This is a genomic window from Anaerosporobacter sp. (assembly GCF_031551385.1).
In the GTDB taxonomy this organism is placed as follows: domain Bacteria; phylum Bacillota; class Clostridia; order Lachnospirales; family Lachnospiraceae; genus Anaerosporobacter.
Genome location: NZ_JAVBNS010000072.1, coordinates 1 through 16669, shown reverse-complemented (window position 1 = coordinate 16669; position 16669 = coordinate 1). Strand labels below are relative to the sequence as shown.

The window sequence follows — 16669 nt, the reverse complement described above, 5'->3', positions numbered from 1 at the left end:
TCTATTTTTCTAATACAATTCTGCTTCTATTAACACTATTTTGCCTTGTGTTTTTTCACCACTTCTAGGAATCGTTCTCCATACTTCTCATACTTCACTTCACCAACTCCCGATACACTTAGCATCTCTTCTTTTGATTCTGGCAAGACACTACACATATCAACTAATGTCTTATCCGCAAAGACCACATATGGTGGTACTTTCTCCTCTTTTGCAATTGCTGTTCGTATCTGTCTAAGCGATTCAAATAGCTCTTCGTCAATCTCACCACGACTATGCACACTCTTCTTTGCTTGTTTCGCTGGCTTCTTCTCTTCCTCTGCTGCAATTTTCATCAGTAGTGGCTGCATTCCTTCTTCTATCTCAGACGCATATTGCCCCAACATTACAACAGGATATTGTGAGTTTGATAATTCGAGATATTCTCTATAAATCAGATAGTTCATAATTTGTCGCAGCCTAGCAACTGTCAAATTCGCAAGACTTGCATATCTTGAATTCGCATCCATTCGGTACTGTTGAATCTTCGCATTTTTACTACCATGTACTGTATCAAGTATCACCGTCATACCAAAGCGTTCTCTACATTCCTTTACACATGCAACAATTGCAAGCGCAGCCTCTGTAATATCCATTTTCTCAAATTGTGTTAAACAGTTCGAACAATTCCCACAATAAGGATCTCCCTGCTCTCCAAAATACTGCAATACATATTCTCGCAAACATTCTGTCGTTGTACAATAATATGTCATCTTCTTTAAGCGATCGCGATCTCGCTGTATCACAAGTTCTTGCGTTGCATAATCTAATGCTTCATTATCTCTGTTCTGATCAATTAAGAATTGATTCATGATAACATCTTGTCCACTATATAGAAGAATACATTCTGCTGGCTCGCCATCTCGCCCCGCTCTACCTGCTTCTTGGTAATAACTCTCTATATTCTTTGGCATATTATAATGTATAACATAGCTAACATTCGATTTGTCAATTCCCATTCCAAATGCATTCGTAGCAACCATAACTGGTTTCGTATCATATATAAAATCGTCTTGATTCTTTATTCTCTCTCCATCAGAAAGACCTGCATGATAACGAGTTACCTGTACGCCTTCTCTTTGCAGTCTATCGCTTACTTCCTCAACAGACTTTCTTGTAAGACAATAGATAACTCCACTTTTATCAGTATTTGAAGTCACATAATTTCTGACATACTCATATTTATCATTCGGTTTCACCACTTGATAAGATAGATTCTCACGGTCAAATCCTGTAATTAATAGCTGTGGATTTTTAAGTTTTAGAATCTTTATAATGTCCTCTCGAACTTCTAACGTTGCCGTCGCTGTAAACGCACTAACAACCGGACGTTTTGGCATTTGGTCTATAAACTCCAGTATTTTAAGATAACTTGGTCTAAAATCTTGTCCCCATTGTGAAACACAATGCGCTTCATCAACACTTATCATTGCAATATCTGCCTCTTTAGCAAACGCTAAAAACTCATCCGTCATTAATCGCTCAGGTGCTACATAGATAATCTTATATCTTCCTTGCCTTGCATAAGATAGGGCAAGACAGTATTGATTGTACGTTAATGAACTGTTTAAATATGCTGCATGGACACCTGCTTGGTTTAACGCCCCAACTTGATCCTTCATCAAAGAAATCAGTGGAGAAATTACCAATGTAATCCCATGCATAACTAACGCAGGAACTTGATAACAAATTGATTTACCTGCTCCCGTTGGCATAATCCCAAGTGTATCACGACCTTCAATAATGCTGTCTATCAAAACTTCCTGACCTTCACGAAAGGAATCATAGCCAAAATATTTTTTTAAAACTTCATATTTATTCATTAAGAATCTTTTCCTCCACCAGAACTAACCTATAATTTTTGATATATTATTATAGATGCTACTAGCTACTTCTGGCTTATTCATTGAATAAATATGAACGGCATTCACTCCATTTGCATATAAATCTATAATTTGATCTGTTGCATATGCAATTCCAGCTTGCTCCATTGCTTCCGTGTTATCTCCAAATCTCTCTACAATCGCCTTGAATCTCTGTGGTAACACTGTTCCAGACAATTCACAGATTCTCTTAATCTGAGCCGAATTTGTAACAGGCATAATTCCCGCAATTACTGGGATTGTGATACCTACTTCTCTTAACTGATACATATAATTGTATAAGATGTTATTATCAAAAAACATTTGTGTCGTCAAGAAATCGCAACCTGCATCTACTTTTTCTTTTAAATGTATAATATCTTCTTTACGATTCGCCGCTTCCACATGCCCTTCCGGATAACAAGCCGCCCCGATACAAAAATCACCAGCACTCTTAATCGCATATACCAATTCCGATGCATACTTGTATTCATCTGCTCCTGCAATCTCTCTCCCAGCAATTCGATCTCCACGTAGTGCTAAGACATTCTCAATACCTTGTTCCTTCAATTTTTCTAACTGAATCGCCACTTCTTCCTTCGTAGAAGATGCACAAGTCAGATGCGCTAACGGAGTTACTCCACAATTATTCTTCAAATTAGCCGCAATATCCACAGTATGCTTACTTGTTCCACCACCAGCCCCATATGTAACACTCATAAACGCCGGTTTCAACGCCGCAATCTTAATAGTAGCTTCCTCCACTTTCGAATAATCACTATCCTTCTTAGGAGGAAAAACCTCAAACGATAACGTTGGTTGTTTCTTACTTAATATATCTTTAATTTTCATTGTATTCTATTACTCCTTATTCATTGTTGTATATTTTTAAATATCAAATCTATATAAAACTTGACTGCTTCATTATTATACCGTTTTTAGTTCTCTTTTTCTATATGGTTTTCGATATTCTTTCACACCTCCTGTTACTCTACACTCTTTAAGGATTCAACCATGTCAATCTTCTTGAGTTTCCACAGCATACTTACATTTACAAATACGGCAAATAAAATTGTTAGAACAGAGCTATAAACAAAGCTTATCGTCTTGATACTTCTGCCAAACATAATCATATCGATCTCACATGTTTGGATTACGAACTGATGAAGTATAATACCTAGCACTATTCCCACAAGAATACCTACAATCGTAAGTATAACATTCTCGCGGTAAACATAATTCGCAACTTCTCCATTGTAGAATCCCAATACTTTAATTGTTGCAAGCTCTCTTTGACGCTCTATTATATTAATATTATTCAAGTTATACAAAACAATAAACGCAAGCAATCCTGCCGATATAATCAATACCCATACAACAAGATCCAAACTCTTCATCATATCTTGTACTTTCGATTCTAATTCAGAAACATAGGTAACAGATTTAATCGAATCTTCTTCTAATAAGATATTCGCTAATGTATCACGTTGCTTCTCTGTCATCTCTGCCAGCTTAAGATATAACTGATTGTACACCGGTTCTTCTTTTGTTAACTTCTTATAATACTCTTTTGTCATATATACATAGTGATACATATAGTTCTCTGCAATCGCAGTTACTCTCGCAGTATATTTCGTTGTTTCATCAGCATTAATTGTTATGTCATCACCAACTTTAACACCTAACAATTTCGCTAACTTTTCTGTAATTACAACACCATCTTCTTCTATATGATAGCGTTTATCTGTTACACGATCTTTGAGTATAACAAAATCATCTATATTCTCTAACGTCTCAGGAACAAACAGATAGGCATTCTTTGTTTTTCCATTTGCCCCTACATCTTTATTCATTACCAATGTAAGCATATTCTCTTCTATCTCATCATGCTCATCGGTCAATGTATCTATCTTTTCTGTTCCCTCTATTGTGCTATCTTCGATTGCTAAATACGCATCATATGTCCATATCGTTGTATATTGGTTATTTACGATTTCCTTTATGGAATCACGCAAACCAAAACCAACCATAATAAGTGCCATACAACCACCAATACCAAAAACAGTCATAAAGAAACGCTTCTTATATCGAATCAAATTGCGAATTGTTGCTTTCTTCGTAAAGTTCAATCTCTTCCATATAAATGTTATTCTCTCAAGCAAAACACGTTTTCCTTGCTTTGGTGCTGTTCCACGCATTAACTTCGCAGGTGAAGCAAGCAATTCCTTATAGCAAGCAAACACTGTAGCAACAACTGTACACAATACACCGATTGCTATTGCTATTATTGATAATTTAATATTAATCGGCGTAAGTTGTTTCGGTATATTCACATACAAGATTCCATATGCTTTCAATATTACTGCTGGAAGTATCTTTCCTCCAAGTAACGCTCCAAATATGCTACCAAATAAACTGGCAGAAAGTGCATACCATAAGTATTTGGATATTATTGATCCCTTACCATATCCTAACGCCTTCATCGTACCTATTTGAGTTCGCTCTTCCTCTACCATACGTGTCATTGTTGTTAAACTAACAAGTGCTGCAACCAAAAAGAATATCGCTGGAAATACTTTTCCTATCGCTCCGATTCGACTAGAATCCATACCATATTCTACATAACTCTCAACACTATTTCTATCTAACACATACCATGATGGATTCTGTTTCTTTGCTATGTCTTCTATCTCTGCTTTTATAGCATCTACTTTTTCCTCATATGCATCCTCATAGCAGTTCAAGTCTGTTGTTCCTTCCGTATCAACATAGATACAAGAATATACCGGACTCTGAAAATTCTCTGGAAGAATCGCCATAAAGAAATCCAATCTGCCATCTCCTATACTTGCCGAACCTCTTGACCAAGTCAAATAGTATGGATATGTACCATAGCCAACTATTGTATAGGTATCCTCTTTCAATAGATATTCTATCGGCATACTATCATTTCCAGATTGCAGTGTTATCGTATCCCCTATCTCATAACCATTTCCTTGCATAAAAGAAGCATCTACAATACATTCATTTGACTTCTCTGGCAATCGTCCTTCTTCTATATTAAATGTATTTATCTCATCACTTAATGAGAATATACTTGTAACATACTCGTTTTCTTCCGATGTAATCATTGCCTCTACGGAATAAGACCCCTCCGCCTGCAATACTCCATCTACATTCTTGATTTCTTCTACATTCTCCTTCGTTAAACCTTGGCTACCAATCACTCGAATATCAAAGAAGTTTGTATCATCATAAAACTGATCCACTGATACTTGCATATCTGGTTCTGCCGAACGTACTCCTGCATAGAATGCTACACCTAGTGCTACTATTAATAGTATGGATAGATAACGATTCTTCGTGTTCCATATCTCTCTAAATAAATCTGTTCTTTGCGCTCTCTTCATTGAAAATCCTCCTCCTAACTCTACCACTCAATTGTATCAACTGATACAGGATTTTCATTCATCTTCATTCGGCTTATCTTCCCATTCTTTACCTCTATAATACGATCTGCCATTGGTGTAATTGCTGAGTTATGAGTTATTACGATTACTGTCATTCCTTTTTCTCTACAAGTATCTTGTAACAATTTAAGAATCGCCTTACCTGTTTGATAATCTAGTGCACCTGTCGGTTCATCACATAATAGCAATTTCGGATTCTTTGCTAACGCTCTGGCAATCGATACTCTCTGTTGCTCTCCCCCAGAGAGTTGTGCTGGGAAATTATCCATACGCTCCTTTAATCCTACTTCTTCTAGTACTTCTCTTGCATCTAGTGGCTTTGTTGATACTTGTAATGCCAACTCTACATTCTCTAGCGCTGTTAGATTCTGCACTAGATTATAAAATTGAAATACAAATCCAATATCTTCTCTTCTATATTTTGTCAACTGTCTTTCTTTGAATTTTCCCACATCTTGTCCATCTACCCATACTTCACCACTTGTAACGCTATCCATACCTCCAAGTATATTAAGGACTGTTGTTTTTCCTGCTCCACTTGGCCCTACAATTACAACAAATTCACCTTTTTCAATTGCAAATTCTACTCCATCTACAGCATGTATATCTATCTCTCCCATATGGTATGTTTTGCGTACTTCTTTTAGTTCTACGAATGAACTCATGCTATTCCTCCTTTTGGATTTCAAAAAACATCAATGGTGTCAATTTACTCACCTTTCATTGACACCACTGCTTCTTATTCTATCTCTTTTTGTTTCTACTATAGCATAAATTCACCAAAAAGAAAAGGAGCATCACCCATAACCAAATCCACTTGAAATGGTTATCGTGATGCTCCTTTTTAAGATGTGTTATGTTGACCACTATTCAACATATATGTAGTTTGCTCCTAAGTATAGCGATAAGCCTAATCTCTATAATGGATTCTCCACACTATCTTATTTCTTGAATTTCTTTAATGCTTCTGGTTCTTGAGGTTGATAGCAGAAAGCCCATGAAACGTTGCTGCTAGCATTTTTTGCAGAATATAATCCAATTTTTGCCACTTTATCAAGTACTTTTTTCACTGAATATTTCCTCCTCTCTACCTAATAACTGATGTATCACTATAAGCACTGCTACAACAAACAGCGTAATAGCCACATTCAAAGCCACTGTAAAACTAAAAAAACAAAGGATTGCTGTTAGTATTGTCCAGAATGTAGAAAGCAACAAAATCCTCTCCCTGAACCTTGCTCTTTCTACGTTATCCATCTGCTTTCTGACATTCGGTACGGGTGCGAATTTCAGAATAACGGATAGATAAAATAGGACAAATACTACAATAGTGTAATAGGATTCATTGTAAATGATTGCTTTGCATAATAAGATTGTCATTATGTATACAAACGCCAATACCAAGTTGCACTTCAGATAAGATTGCGCATGATAGCCACCACTATAAATACGCGTCAAAGCAAATACCACAAAAAACACGATTGTTTGCCATCCCTGATGAAACATTAACCCTAAAGCAAGAACGAGTATAAAATTCACCACTGAAGCGATTAACGCCTCATAACCATATACATAGACTGGTATATCCTCCCAAGATATAATTCCTCTATCAACTAAAAAAACGGTTAATACATTTGCTACTTTGGTAATCATTTGACTTCCTCCCATAGACATATATTAACCATTTTCTATTATTTTTTCAATAGCCTGAGCACGAGTGGTCGTCTAGCGTACACGGTTGGTATTTATTTTGCTTTCAAACCCCTTTTTAGTAGTATTTGAAACTCTATTTTGTTGCCTTTTTCTGTTATATCCATGACACCATCATACCGTTCTACAACATCTTTCATGCTTATTACTCCAAAACCATGATTATATTTATCTGTTTTCGTTGTTTTAAATTCAGAATTCTTCTTCAAAATAGATTCCCTTATTGTATTTCTCAATATAATGACAAGATAGTTTTTCTTTTGCAGAACTTCAAAATTAATTTTTCGTTCCCCATCCAAATCTTTTGTTGCTTCTATCGCATTATTCCATAGGTTTCCTAGCAACACACAGATATCGAGTTCCTTAAATCCATCAAAATCCGATAGTATCTTATAATCCACCTTGATATTATAGTTGTTACATAGATGCAGCTCGTTATTTAGCAATGCATTAATTAACGAACTATTCGTAACAATTGTATAATTAATTGGCTTAATGACATTATTACAGATATCATCTAAGTACTCCTGTGCACTCTCATAATCACCTGACTGCATTAATGCCAAACATGCTTCCATATAGTTTCTCATATCATGACGAATCTTTCGTATCTCAAAATGCTTCTTTTCAAACTCCTCATAGGATTGCTTTTGTTGCTCTAATTGCAACTTCACCAGTTCATACTGGATTTTCTCTCTATTATCCTTTTCTATCTTTAGATAAGAAAGATAGGTAAAAACATTGATTACAAGAAGTCCCAGAACAGCAAACATAAAGTATATATTGTTACTATTATTTTCCACATAATCAACACTCATCTGCTTATCCAGTATAAACATTGAGATAAAATAACTTGAAATAAAGATAGCAATAATAGCTAAAACTTCATTTTTCTTAAAGATGAAATCGCTCTTCGGACTTAGTCTAGCAATTAGTGACATTGCCAATATGAAACTTCCCTTTGTCACAACTAACAATAATACTCTTGTACCATCTTTCTCATTAATTAAGTGGGTCATAGATGACGAGGTAACTGTTGAAAAAATATATAATGATACGGAATTAATTACAGCAATAAGAACAAATGGAATTAATGATATAAATACATCATTAATAAATGTTCCTTTTAAAAATATTAAAGCATAGCAAATGCATAACAAGATTGCCAATGACATAAATATAAGCTCTCCTGATGCAATATTTGATCCAAGAACACTCATTCCACAAAGCATAACTGTAAACATTATCAATATAAGATTCTTTGCCTTTGATGAATACTTATCCTTAAAGCCTAAATAGTACGACATAAAATATAGTATCGAAAAATTTTCAACAAGACTTGCTATAAACTCTAAAGCTCCCCTTACACTCACACGATTTCACTCCTTATGTATTTTTGAAATTCCTGTTTCACTTGCTCTGTTCGACGACGACTTAGCGGTATACTCGTTTCATCCATTAAAATTATTTCAGTTCTTTCTATAGAATATATATATTTCATATTAATTAAGTATCCTACGTGGACGCGAATAAATCCAGACTCCTTCAAACTATCTTCTAATTCACTAATCTTTGCTTTCGTTATAATCTCTCTCTGTTTCATATAAACCGTTACTTTGTGCTTATCGCTCTCTATAAATATGATTTCCTTAATATTCGCTGCTATCATTTCACCATTCATACATGTGAACAACTGCGTCTTACTCCTTTTATTATACAAACTTAAAAAGGATACAATTGCTTCACTCAACTCAGCTACAAAGTGTGTCTTTCTTATAAACCGAAAAGGACTATATCGTAGAGAACGATATACTAATTGCTCCTCACTTGTTACAAAAATTATAATAGAATCTTCACTTACCCTATTAATCCCCTCTGCAACTTCAAAACCTGGCATCTCTGGCATATCAATATCCAGAAAAATCAAATCATACGGATCATTCGCACAATCCTTTATTAACTTACTTCCTGCAGTATACTCTGATATCGTAACTTCTACGTGTTTACTCTCAAATATAGTCTTAATTCTTTTCTTATATGAGAGCAATATCGCTTGGTCATCATCACAAATAGCTATCTTTAACATCGAATCTCTCTCCCTATGTATATAAAATCCTTTTTTTTCTTGTTCTACATAATCTTACCATAAAACCCACGTACATTTGATTATACATTATTTTCTATATGTTGCAAAGCAATTATTTGTTTCCTTTTGTCTACATGTAGCAAATTTCAGCAATCATAGGAATCCTAAAAAAAGACACCGTCAACGAGAAGAATACTCTCTCTCGTTAACAGTGTTTTTATCATAATTTTATAACATCGCTCATGTCATATCTTCCTGCGTGTTTGCCCGCTAAAAATTTAGCTGCTGTTACAGCTCCTTTAGCAAAGACTGCTTTTGAATATGCACTATGATGGAATTCGATAACTTCATCTAATCCCGCAAATATAATATCGTGATCTCCTACAATACTTCCTCCACGAACCGCACTAAAGCCAATCTCTTTCTTAGTACGTTTCTTTCTCTCTGTAGAACGATCATATACATATTCATATTCATTATCTAATACTTCATTAATCTTGTCGCCAAATGCAAGCGCTGTACCTGATGGTGCATCAATTTTTTGATTATGATGGCGCTCAACAATTTCTATATCGTAGTCTTTTGCTAACATCTTTGTTGCCTCTTGCACTAATTTAAACAATAAATTAACGCCCACTGACATATTAGCTGACTTTAATATTGCCACTTCTTTACTTGCCTCTTCTACTGCCTCTAATTGTTCCTCTGTTAAGCCTGTTGTACATAATACTACTGGTATTTTACGCTCTTTTGCAAAAGAAAGCAACTTATCTATTGCAGTTGATGTTGCAAAATCAATGATTACATCTGCTATAATATCACATTTTGTAATATCATCAAAAACAGGATATTCATTTTCTCTCATAGTATATGGGTCGATTCCTGCTACAATTGTTGCTTCTTCATCATTTTTAACGATTTCAGAAATTGCTTGACCCATCTTACCATTACAGCCGTGCATAATAATCTTTATCATCTAAATTGCCTCCATATTCTATCTTATGTTGCGTTATTAGTTGCTTATATAATACCGATTGCTTTCATTTCTTTCATAAGACGTTCTGCATTCTCAGGTTCCATCTCAGTAAGAGGTTTTCTCATTACTCCTGATGCTAAGTTCATAAATTCAACCGCTTTCTTAACAGGGATTGGATTTACTTCACAGAAAAGTTCTTTTATTAAAGGAATATATTTTAATTGTAATGCAAGACTTCCTTCATGGTCGCCTGCCAAATATTTTGCTACCATATCGTGGGTATCTCTTGGAGCAACATTCGATAATACAGAGATAACACCTTTACCGCCAAGTGATAATACAGGTAGGATTTGCTCATCATTTCCTGAATACAAATCAATATTTCCTTCTGTATATAACATAACATCTGCTACTTGTGATAAATTCCCACTTGCTTCTTTGATACCTTGAATCGTATCTACATTCTTTGCTAATGTTGCAACTGTTTTTGGTAACATATTACAGCCTGTTCTACTTGGTACATTATATAATATAATTGGTAAATCAGAAACTTCAGCGATATCTGTGAAGTGTTCTATTAAACCTTTTTGTGTTGCTTTATTATAGTAAGGTGTTACTACTAGTAAACCATCAGCTCCTGCTTTCGCAGCTTCCATCGATAGATATTTTGCTGTTTCTGTACAGTTAGAACCTGTTCCTGCTATAACTGGTACTCTCTTGTTCGTTCTATTAACTGCCACCTTAATACATTCCAAATGTTCTTCATGTGTTAATGTTGATGCCTCACCTGTTGTTCCACAAATAATAATACTGTCTGATCCATTATCAATTTGATAATCAATTAAACTTTCTAATTTGTTGTAATCCACCTCTAAGTTTTCTTTGAATGGTGTAACGATTGCAACACCTGCTCCTGTAAAAATAGCCATAATTAAGCCCTCCTAATATTTTTTTAATTACACGGCTTCTTTTCTAACAACATCTTGTTTTGTGTTAGAGTGTGTCTGAAAATGCTTGGAATACAAAGCTTGGAATGAAACAGCAACCCCATAATTTTATTTATAGATTATTATATTCTACCAAGTGTGTCCTTGTAATACATTTTACAAAAGTTCTTACACGTTACTATGCTGTTTTCGTTTCTGCCGTATTCCTAGTTGCGGAGAGTGTTTAGTTTTACTGAATCGAGTTGTCATTCTTTATCTATTACAATTCATCTAACTAAAAAAAGCCGACTGCACGGTCGACTCCTAAAGAACACTGCTTATCTATCTTCTTTGATATGCAAAAAGATTCTTTAGGTAGCACTCCATCATTGTATTGATGACAGTCATATAGTTATTCACTATATGCCCAGCTCTTATTATTCAGGTTATAAGAACTTCGGCATCTTTTCCTTTTAACTGCTATCATCTATGCCTGACATATCCTGCAGTCTACTGATAAAAAATGCGCCTCTACCAAATGTATTGAATTGTGTTTATAATAGCATCCTGTTTTGGGTTTGTCAATAGGGAAAAGGGTGGATTTTTTTCCCTATCCAAATCTTTTTTCTTATTGCAAATTAATTTCTTTGATTTCTATGCTTTCAGGAATTCCATAATCATCCGAGTCTTTATTCCAAATTATATAGTATAGATTCCACTCTTTATTGTACCGTACACATTGATCTCCCTCCTCTTTTAGTTTTATTTCTTTTATAAATGTACCCTTATAATCATACAGCTCTATAATATAAGGCTTACCAACCACCGCAAAATAATCATCAAATATTCGATATGATATATAGTAAAATACCTTTTTTTCTTCATCCATTCTTTCTTTAAATAAAATCGTCTCTTCCCCATCTTCCGTCTGCACAACTAATTCGAATATTGATTCATACGTGTCATACTCCTCTATATATACCTTTTCTTCTAAATCTCTTTTTACGTAATATAAACCTTGCATATCGTAGTCTACTAACTCCACGCAATTTTTCTCTATTCTTTTTGTCATGTTTCCATCTTTACATATGAATACACTCATCCCTTCTTCAAAATCACCTGCACAAAATGCAACTGCACCATCCTTGCGTACAACAAATGTTGTTACTCCATCTTCAAAATAATTGTCTTCTGTACCACCCTCTGGCACTTCTATTCCTAACTCATCATAATTACAAATTGTTTGCTTTTTATATGTTTCTAAATCAAGTGTCTGTATGCTATATTTTAATAAGCCTCCCTCTTTTGGTATTGAATAGATATCATAATATAACTTATCCCCAATAAGCCACACATTGTTTGCTATACCCAAACTATGATTTTGCGAATCCTCTACCATATTGATAATCTCATATTCATCATTCTCTATATTCTGTACGATTGCTACATCACGTATTTCTTTTCCTTCTTGTATCACATAAGGTGTAATATAGATTACCTTGTCCTTATAATTGAGCACCCAAAACAATGGCCCTGCACCCTCTAGTCCCAAATACTCTTCATACTCTCCACAGCTATAATATGGCTGTTTATCTGATGTTGTATCAAATACACACCCATTCATTAACATTGTAATTAATGTATTCTTTCTCCTCGCAACATCATTGTCTTGCAAGGAACATCGTATAAATTCCTCTTCACTTTCTTTGTCCAAATGGGCTTCCTTACTTGCATTGTTTTCATTGTTTGAATTATTTTTTTGATTCAGATTGCTCATAACTAATATAACAAGCAAACCAACAATAATAATTCCTACTTCGCACTTTATAATCTTACGTAATTTCATTATGCCCCTCCCGTATAGATACGTAAATCAATTTTTGATTCGTTTTCTTTTTTAACCACTATATTTTACCATAATAGTTTTTTGTCACATATAGTAATATAATACTAGGTTTTCATTTATCTTGTATTATCTAACGTCTGGATTATCTCATTTAATCCATCATAAGAAATAAAAGTTTCGCCTTATTTGCTTACCATTACTTACCCTTCTATCCATTCTCCCCACTCCTCTATCTCGGTATTGGTATAACCATATCAGCAATTGATTGTCCTTCATCATTAAATAACCCGACAGATTATTCTATCGGGATAGCTTTTTGCTTTGCTGTTTTTGATTATTCAAAGAAAAATAACATGATTTAGTTTTTAGCAAGATTATTTGCTATTATGCTTACATCTTTAAATTCTATCGAAATATCCAACATATCTTCACTGTCTATTCTACGTTGCCCAAATAATATATTGTAAGTGAATTTCCGCTCTTCTTCAAAAAGCTCTTCATATACAACACTTGTTAAACGCTGATTCATAATAAGGTTTTTATGTTTCACCACTCCTTCAAATCGCAAAATATAGTCTGGTATTTTCTCTCCATAATAGTACTCTCCTATTATCCCTTTTTTATCTTCATAAAATATCACTTCATAATCATGGAAACGCGATTTTACAAGTTCTTTTACCCCTAACGAATACTCTCCTCTTTCAATTTTTCTCCTTTCTTCACGAATTGCATTCTCTCCTTCATTCATTAAATCTAAACATTTTGTTGCATATAGTCGTAGTTTAAAAAAAGTATATTCATCCAATGATACAATATTTCCTTCTTCATCAAACAAATACTTACTAAGTTCAGAAAAAAAATATACTTTGTCACAAAAATTATTTGTTACATTATCTTTGTAATCTCTTTCAATAATCGCTTTTGCTTCATCAAAATCCGTGGAAATCTTTTCAAATATTATTTCCTTTAAAATATAATGTTGTAAACTAATATCGGCAAAAAATAATTTGGATAAAATTGATACGATTCCAGTCTTTCTTCTGTTAAATATCTCATATTTCCGTTCTTCTTCTCCATTCTCCAACATAAAAAACATGCTACATATTACTTGAATAAATGCCATGTCTTTATTTTAATATTTTATTAGTATACTAAATCATGATACTATGCCATGTGTCATGAAAATAATAAATCAAATGTGTTTTTAAGCCCTTCTTCAAATTTAACATCTCTCCAATTAAATACAATGTGTTGCAATGGGAAGCATTCGATTTCTTCATTATTGAACCGGAAGACAACGCTACAAACATCTCCATCGTAACTCCATGTTCCAGAGAACTGAATACACATGGCACTTCCATAAAAAGCCGCCATTCCAATTAATAGTTCTTGCATTTCTTCATATGTTTTATCTTGATTTTCTTTCATAAGTGCTTGAAGATTTTTTATTACTTCATAAATATTTTCAATCTTCATATTATATGTTTCAGTAAATCTACTACAATATTCTTCATGGTTATCATATAACCTCTTTTGCATTTCTTCCGTTGGTCGTATTACCTTTTCTCTTGTTGGAATGCTAAGTATCTCTAGCTCTTCCAATCCATAATTAATTATAATTGATGTAAATTCATTTAAAACTCGAACAAATGATTGTTCATCGATATACTCCCAAAAGAACTTATTATATTCTTGTTCCCACATTGGATAGAAATCTCTTATTTCAGATCTCGCTCCTATATCCAATGATGTATAAAGTTCTACTCTCAATCCAGCATCATATTTACTATCGTATATACAGACAAATTGTTCGACATTTCCATGCTTACGATTAAAAATCCATGAATTTGGTTCCTTACCATAATATTTGAAACCATATGATTCTAATTTTTCCCCTATGACAGTTTTTATTAATTTTATTTTTTTCATGCTTTTCCTTTCTTCCTATTAAGGCGTAACTAAGTTTGCTGGAATAGTCCACCATGTTGCATCCGTAAATGTTTTTATTTGGTTTAGTACATCATAGCCACATTTGCCGAGTATTCTTTCATTAGCTTTACAGCCATTGTCTCTTCTTCTTTTGTAAAGACATGAATACTCGCATACTTCTTCCCTAGTTTGATAACCAACAGCATAGATTACGTGATATTCTCCAAAGACGTCCCCAGCTTCCGTTTAGATTATATGAATCGGAATCTGCTACTAATATATTGTCTTGTCCAATACGCGTAAATGTATCTTCAAAACCTTTATCTTGAGAATTTTCCCACCTTCTTTCATAACATAATGACATCTATAGAAAAATGTAAACTTGCTTTTCTTTCAAAAAATAAAGATTTTTCTCTTTCATCACTAATATAAAACAAGCTGGTATCATAATGATGCCAGCTAAGGTTTTATGCGCTATACCCAAAGCTCAGAAAGAACTCTTTCAAATACATATATTTTTTCTAACCATGAAATATATAATGCCTTTTTTCTTTTACCCATTCCTTCTCTTTTTGTCTCCATTCATCTGCTGATAAACTTAAGTCCGCCCAAAATCCATCTGCCTCTACAACATAACCTTGTTCATCGGTCAATGCTATAGTAGTTTTAGCTGTACCAAGTGCCAAATATGGGCAATATATTCTTTTATCTTCATCATACTTCAAACAATTTATACTAACGTTGTTAACTCCACAAATACAGCAATTAGGAAGCTCTGTATTCACCTCTTTTTCAAAATTATACATACAATTCCCCTCTAATAAAATATTTTTCACCTTCAGTCCCTCCTTTATTTCATTTTTTCAAGTATTCTCATAGCCTCTTTATAGTCATGTCCGTTTATTTCTACCCATTCTATAGCACCGTTAGCAAGCTTCCGTCCATAGGCTCTATACTTGTTATTAATTCTAACTGAGAAAAATCCACCTCCACATAGTTGTTCAAAATTTAGTCCTGGATGATTAGGATTTTTTTTAATAATTTAAATGCATCATCTGCTTGTTTTTTTTAATTATTAGATAGCTTATCATAAGACTTCCAGAAATTTTTACTAGCCTTATTATTACTCGGACACGTATTATGCACCAACCCCCCTAAATCAGATACAAAGTACGTATGAAAATCTACTACTTCAAAGTTATAGACTGGTATACTCTCATCGTGAACTTCTTCCCATATGTTTTCTATTTTCTCATCTGTACCTGATGCTAGTCGCAGTATATCACCACATCGTAGAGAACCTGCTTCTGCAAAGCCTTCTCCTTCTACCCCAAATGGATGCTCACTTGTTGTTTCTATCTCTATTCCATTTACTATCACATGGATTGTCTTATCCTTGTATCTAACAAATATTTGTAGCACTTCTTTGTATGTAAGTTCTCCTGTCTCTGGATTTTCTGTCAGTACATAATCTCCTGCTTGGACGTCTTCGATATTCTTATTTCCATCTCTAGTTTTTATCTGTGTTCCTGCTACAAAGCATGCTCCTACTGAAGCTTTTGGTGTATTTCCTGCGTTCTTTGCTACACTTGCAGCATTCGCTTTTGGATCTGCTTTTACACCTGTTACGTCAAATCCAGTCAAACTTTTTATTCTTGCTGGAGTGACTCCCATCTTGTTTAGACCTTTCGCTACTGCTTCTGCTCCAAACTTGATTACATATCTTGCGGCTATATCACTCAGAAAACTCATTGCAAAATCTTTTAATGCTTTTTCACAGTTATATTTCTTTCCTTGTTTCATCCAGTTTACAACAACATCTCCA

General features: G+C 34.1%; 16 protein-coding genes and 1 riboswitch. All 16 genes read right to left on the bottom strand.

Annotation, left to right across the window (positions count from 1 at the left end; all coding sequences use genetic code 11):
• Positions 1-35: 35 nt before the first annotated feature.
• Entirely contained in the window at positions 36-1862 is a 1827-nt protein-coding gene (gene recQ, locus RMR19_RS07420; protein ID WP_310602867.1) for a DNA helicase RecQ, read from the bottom strand.
• 24 nt (positions 1863-1886) lie between these two features.
• Entirely contained in the window at positions 1887-2753 is an 867-nt protein-coding gene (gene metF, locus RMR19_RS07415) for a methylenetetrahydrofolate reductase [NAD(P)H] (RefSeq protein ID WP_310602866.1), read from the bottom strand.
• A gap of 134 nt (positions 2754-2887) precedes the next feature.
• The gene (locus RMR19_RS07410) at positions 2888-5311 is read right to left on the bottom strand and encodes an ABC transporter permease (protein WP_310602865.1); all 2424 of its coding nucleotides are present in this window, start codon (positions 5309-5311) and stop codon (positions 2888-2890) included.
• Positions 5312-5331: 20 nt separating this feature from the next.
• Positions 5332-6036, bottom strand: coding sequence for an ABC transporter ATP-binding protein (locus RMR19_RS07405; RefSeq protein ID WP_310602864.1), 705 nt, complete (start codon positions 6034-6036; stop codon positions 5332-5334).
• Positions 6037-6312: 276 nt separating this feature from the next.
• Positions 6313-6441 carry a cyclic lactone autoinducer peptide gene (locus RMR19_RS07400; protein WP_310602863.1) on the bottom strand — a complete coding sequence of 43 codons (129 nt, stop codon included), beginning with the start codon at positions 6439-6441 and terminating at the stop codon, positions 6313-6315.
• Positions 6425-7024 carry an accessory gene regulator B family protein gene (locus RMR19_RS07395; RefSeq protein WP_310602862.1) on the bottom strand — a complete coding sequence of 200 codons (600 nt, stop codon included), beginning with the start codon at positions 7022-7024 and terminating at the stop codon, positions 6425-6427. Before RMR19_RS07395 ends, RMR19_RS07400 begins: the two co-directional genes overlap by 17 nt.
• A 92-nt stretch (positions 7025-7116) precedes the next feature.
• Complete coding sequence (locus RMR19_RS07390) at positions 7117-8454, bottom strand: GHKL domain-containing protein (protein ID WP_310602861.1); 1338 nt, start codon at positions 8452-8454, stop codon at positions 7117-7119.
• Positions 8451-9167 carry a LytR/AlgR family response regulator transcription factor gene (locus RMR19_RS07385; RefSeq protein WP_310602860.1) on the bottom strand — a complete coding sequence of 239 codons (717 nt, stop codon included), beginning with the start codon at positions 9165-9167 and terminating at the stop codon, positions 8451-8453. Before RMR19_RS07385 ends, RMR19_RS07390 begins: the two co-directional genes overlap by 4 nt.
• A 220-nt stretch (positions 9168-9387) precedes the next feature.
• Positions 9388-10143 (bottom strand): 4-hydroxy-tetrahydrodipicolinate reductase, encoded by a 756-nt coding sequence (gene dapB / locus RMR19_RS07380; RefSeq protein WP_310602859.1) that lies wholly within the window; start codon positions 10141-10143, stop codon positions 9388-9390.
• Positions 10144-10187: 44 nt separating this feature from the next.
• Complete coding sequence (gene dapA, locus RMR19_RS07375; RefSeq protein ID WP_310602858.1) at positions 10188-11072, bottom strand: 4-hydroxy-tetrahydrodipicolinate synthase; 885 nt, start codon at positions 11070-11072, stop codon at positions 10188-10190.
• A 365-nt stretch (positions 11073-11437) separates the two neighbouring features.
• Positions 11438-11611: riboswitch (Lysine riboswitch) on the bottom strand.
• Positions 11612-11697: 86 nt separating this feature from the next.
• Positions 11698-12915: a hypothetical protein gene (locus RMR19_RS07370; RefSeq protein ID WP_310602857.1), complete on the bottom strand. Its 1218-nt coding sequence runs from the start codon at positions 12913-12915 to the stop codon at positions 11698-11700.
• A gap of 358 nt (positions 12916-13273) precedes the next feature.
• Complete coding sequence (locus RMR19_RS07365) at positions 13274-14038, bottom strand: hypothetical protein (protein WP_310602856.1); 765 nt, start codon at positions 14036-14038, stop codon at positions 13274-13276.
• 53 nt (positions 14039-14091) lie between these two features.
• Positions 14092-14844 carry a hypothetical protein gene (locus RMR19_RS07360; RefSeq protein ID WP_310602855.1) on the bottom strand — a complete coding sequence of 251 codons (753 nt, stop codon included), beginning with the start codon at positions 14842-14844 and terminating at the stop codon, positions 14092-14094.
• 184 nt (positions 14845-15028) lie between these two features.
• Positions 15029-15208 carry a hypothetical protein gene (locus RMR19_RS07355; protein ID WP_310602854.1) on the bottom strand — a complete coding sequence of 60 codons (180 nt, stop codon included), beginning with the start codon at positions 15206-15208 and terminating at the stop codon, positions 15029-15031.
• 157 nt (positions 15209-15365) lie between these two features.
• Entirely contained in the window at positions 15366-15680 is a 315-nt protein-coding gene (locus RMR19_RS07350; protein ID WP_310602853.1) for a hypothetical protein, read from the bottom strand.
• 232 nt (positions 15681-15912) lie between these two features.
• A partial coding sequence (locus RMR19_RS07345; RefSeq protein WP_310602852.1) for a polymorphic toxin-type HINT domain-containing protein occupies positions 15913-16669 on the bottom strand: 757 nt, incomplete at its 5' end.

Excerpts from the sequence above, each read along its gene's own strand:
- RMR19_RS07385 (WP_310602860.1), bottom strand. The coding sequence starts at position 9,167 with ATGTTAAAGATAGCTATTTGTGATGATGACCAAGCGATATTGCTCTCA.
- metF (WP_310602866.1), bottom strand. The coding sequence starts at position 2,753 with ATGAAAATTAAAGATATATTAAGTAAGAAACAACCAACGTTATCGTTT.
- dapA (WP_310602858.1), bottom strand. The coding sequence starts at position 11,072 with ATGGCTATTTTTACAGGAGCAGGTGTTGCAATCGTTACACCATTCAAA.
- recQ (WP_310602867.1), bottom strand. The coding sequence starts at position 1,862 with ATGAATAAATATGAAGTTTTAAAAAAATATTTTGGCTATGATTCCTTT.
- RMR19_RS07405 (WP_310602864.1), bottom strand. The coding sequence starts at position 6,036 with ATGAGTTCATTCGTAGAACTAAAAGAAGTACGCAAAACATACCATATG.
- RMR19_RS07370 (WP_310602857.1), bottom strand. The coding sequence starts at position 12,915 with ATGAAATTACGTAAGATTATAAAGTGCGAAGTAGGAATTATTATTGTT.
- RMR19_RS07410 (WP_310602865.1), bottom strand. The coding sequence starts at position 5,311 with ATGAAGAGAGCGCAAAGAACAGATTTATTTAGAGAGATATGGAACACG.
- RMR19_RS07365 (WP_310602856.1), bottom strand. The coding sequence starts at position 14,038 with ATGGCATTTATTCAAGTAATATGTAGCATGTTTTTTATGTTGGAGAAT.
- RMR19_RS07360 (WP_310602855.1), bottom strand. The coding sequence starts at position 14,844 with ATGAAAAAAATAAAATTAATAAAAACTGTCATAGGGGAAAAATTAGAA.
- RMR19_RS07355 (WP_310602854.1), bottom strand. The coding sequence starts at position 15,208 with ATGTCATTATGTTATGAAAGAAGGTGGGAAAATTCTCAAGATAAAGGT.
- dapB (WP_310602859.1), bottom strand. The coding sequence starts at position 10,143 with ATGATAAAGATTATTATGCACGGCTGTAATGGTAAGATGGGTCAAGCA.
- RMR19_RS07395 (WP_310602862.1), bottom strand. The coding sequence starts at position 7,024 with ATGATTACCAAAGTAGCAAATGTATTAACCGTTTTTTTAGTTGATAGA.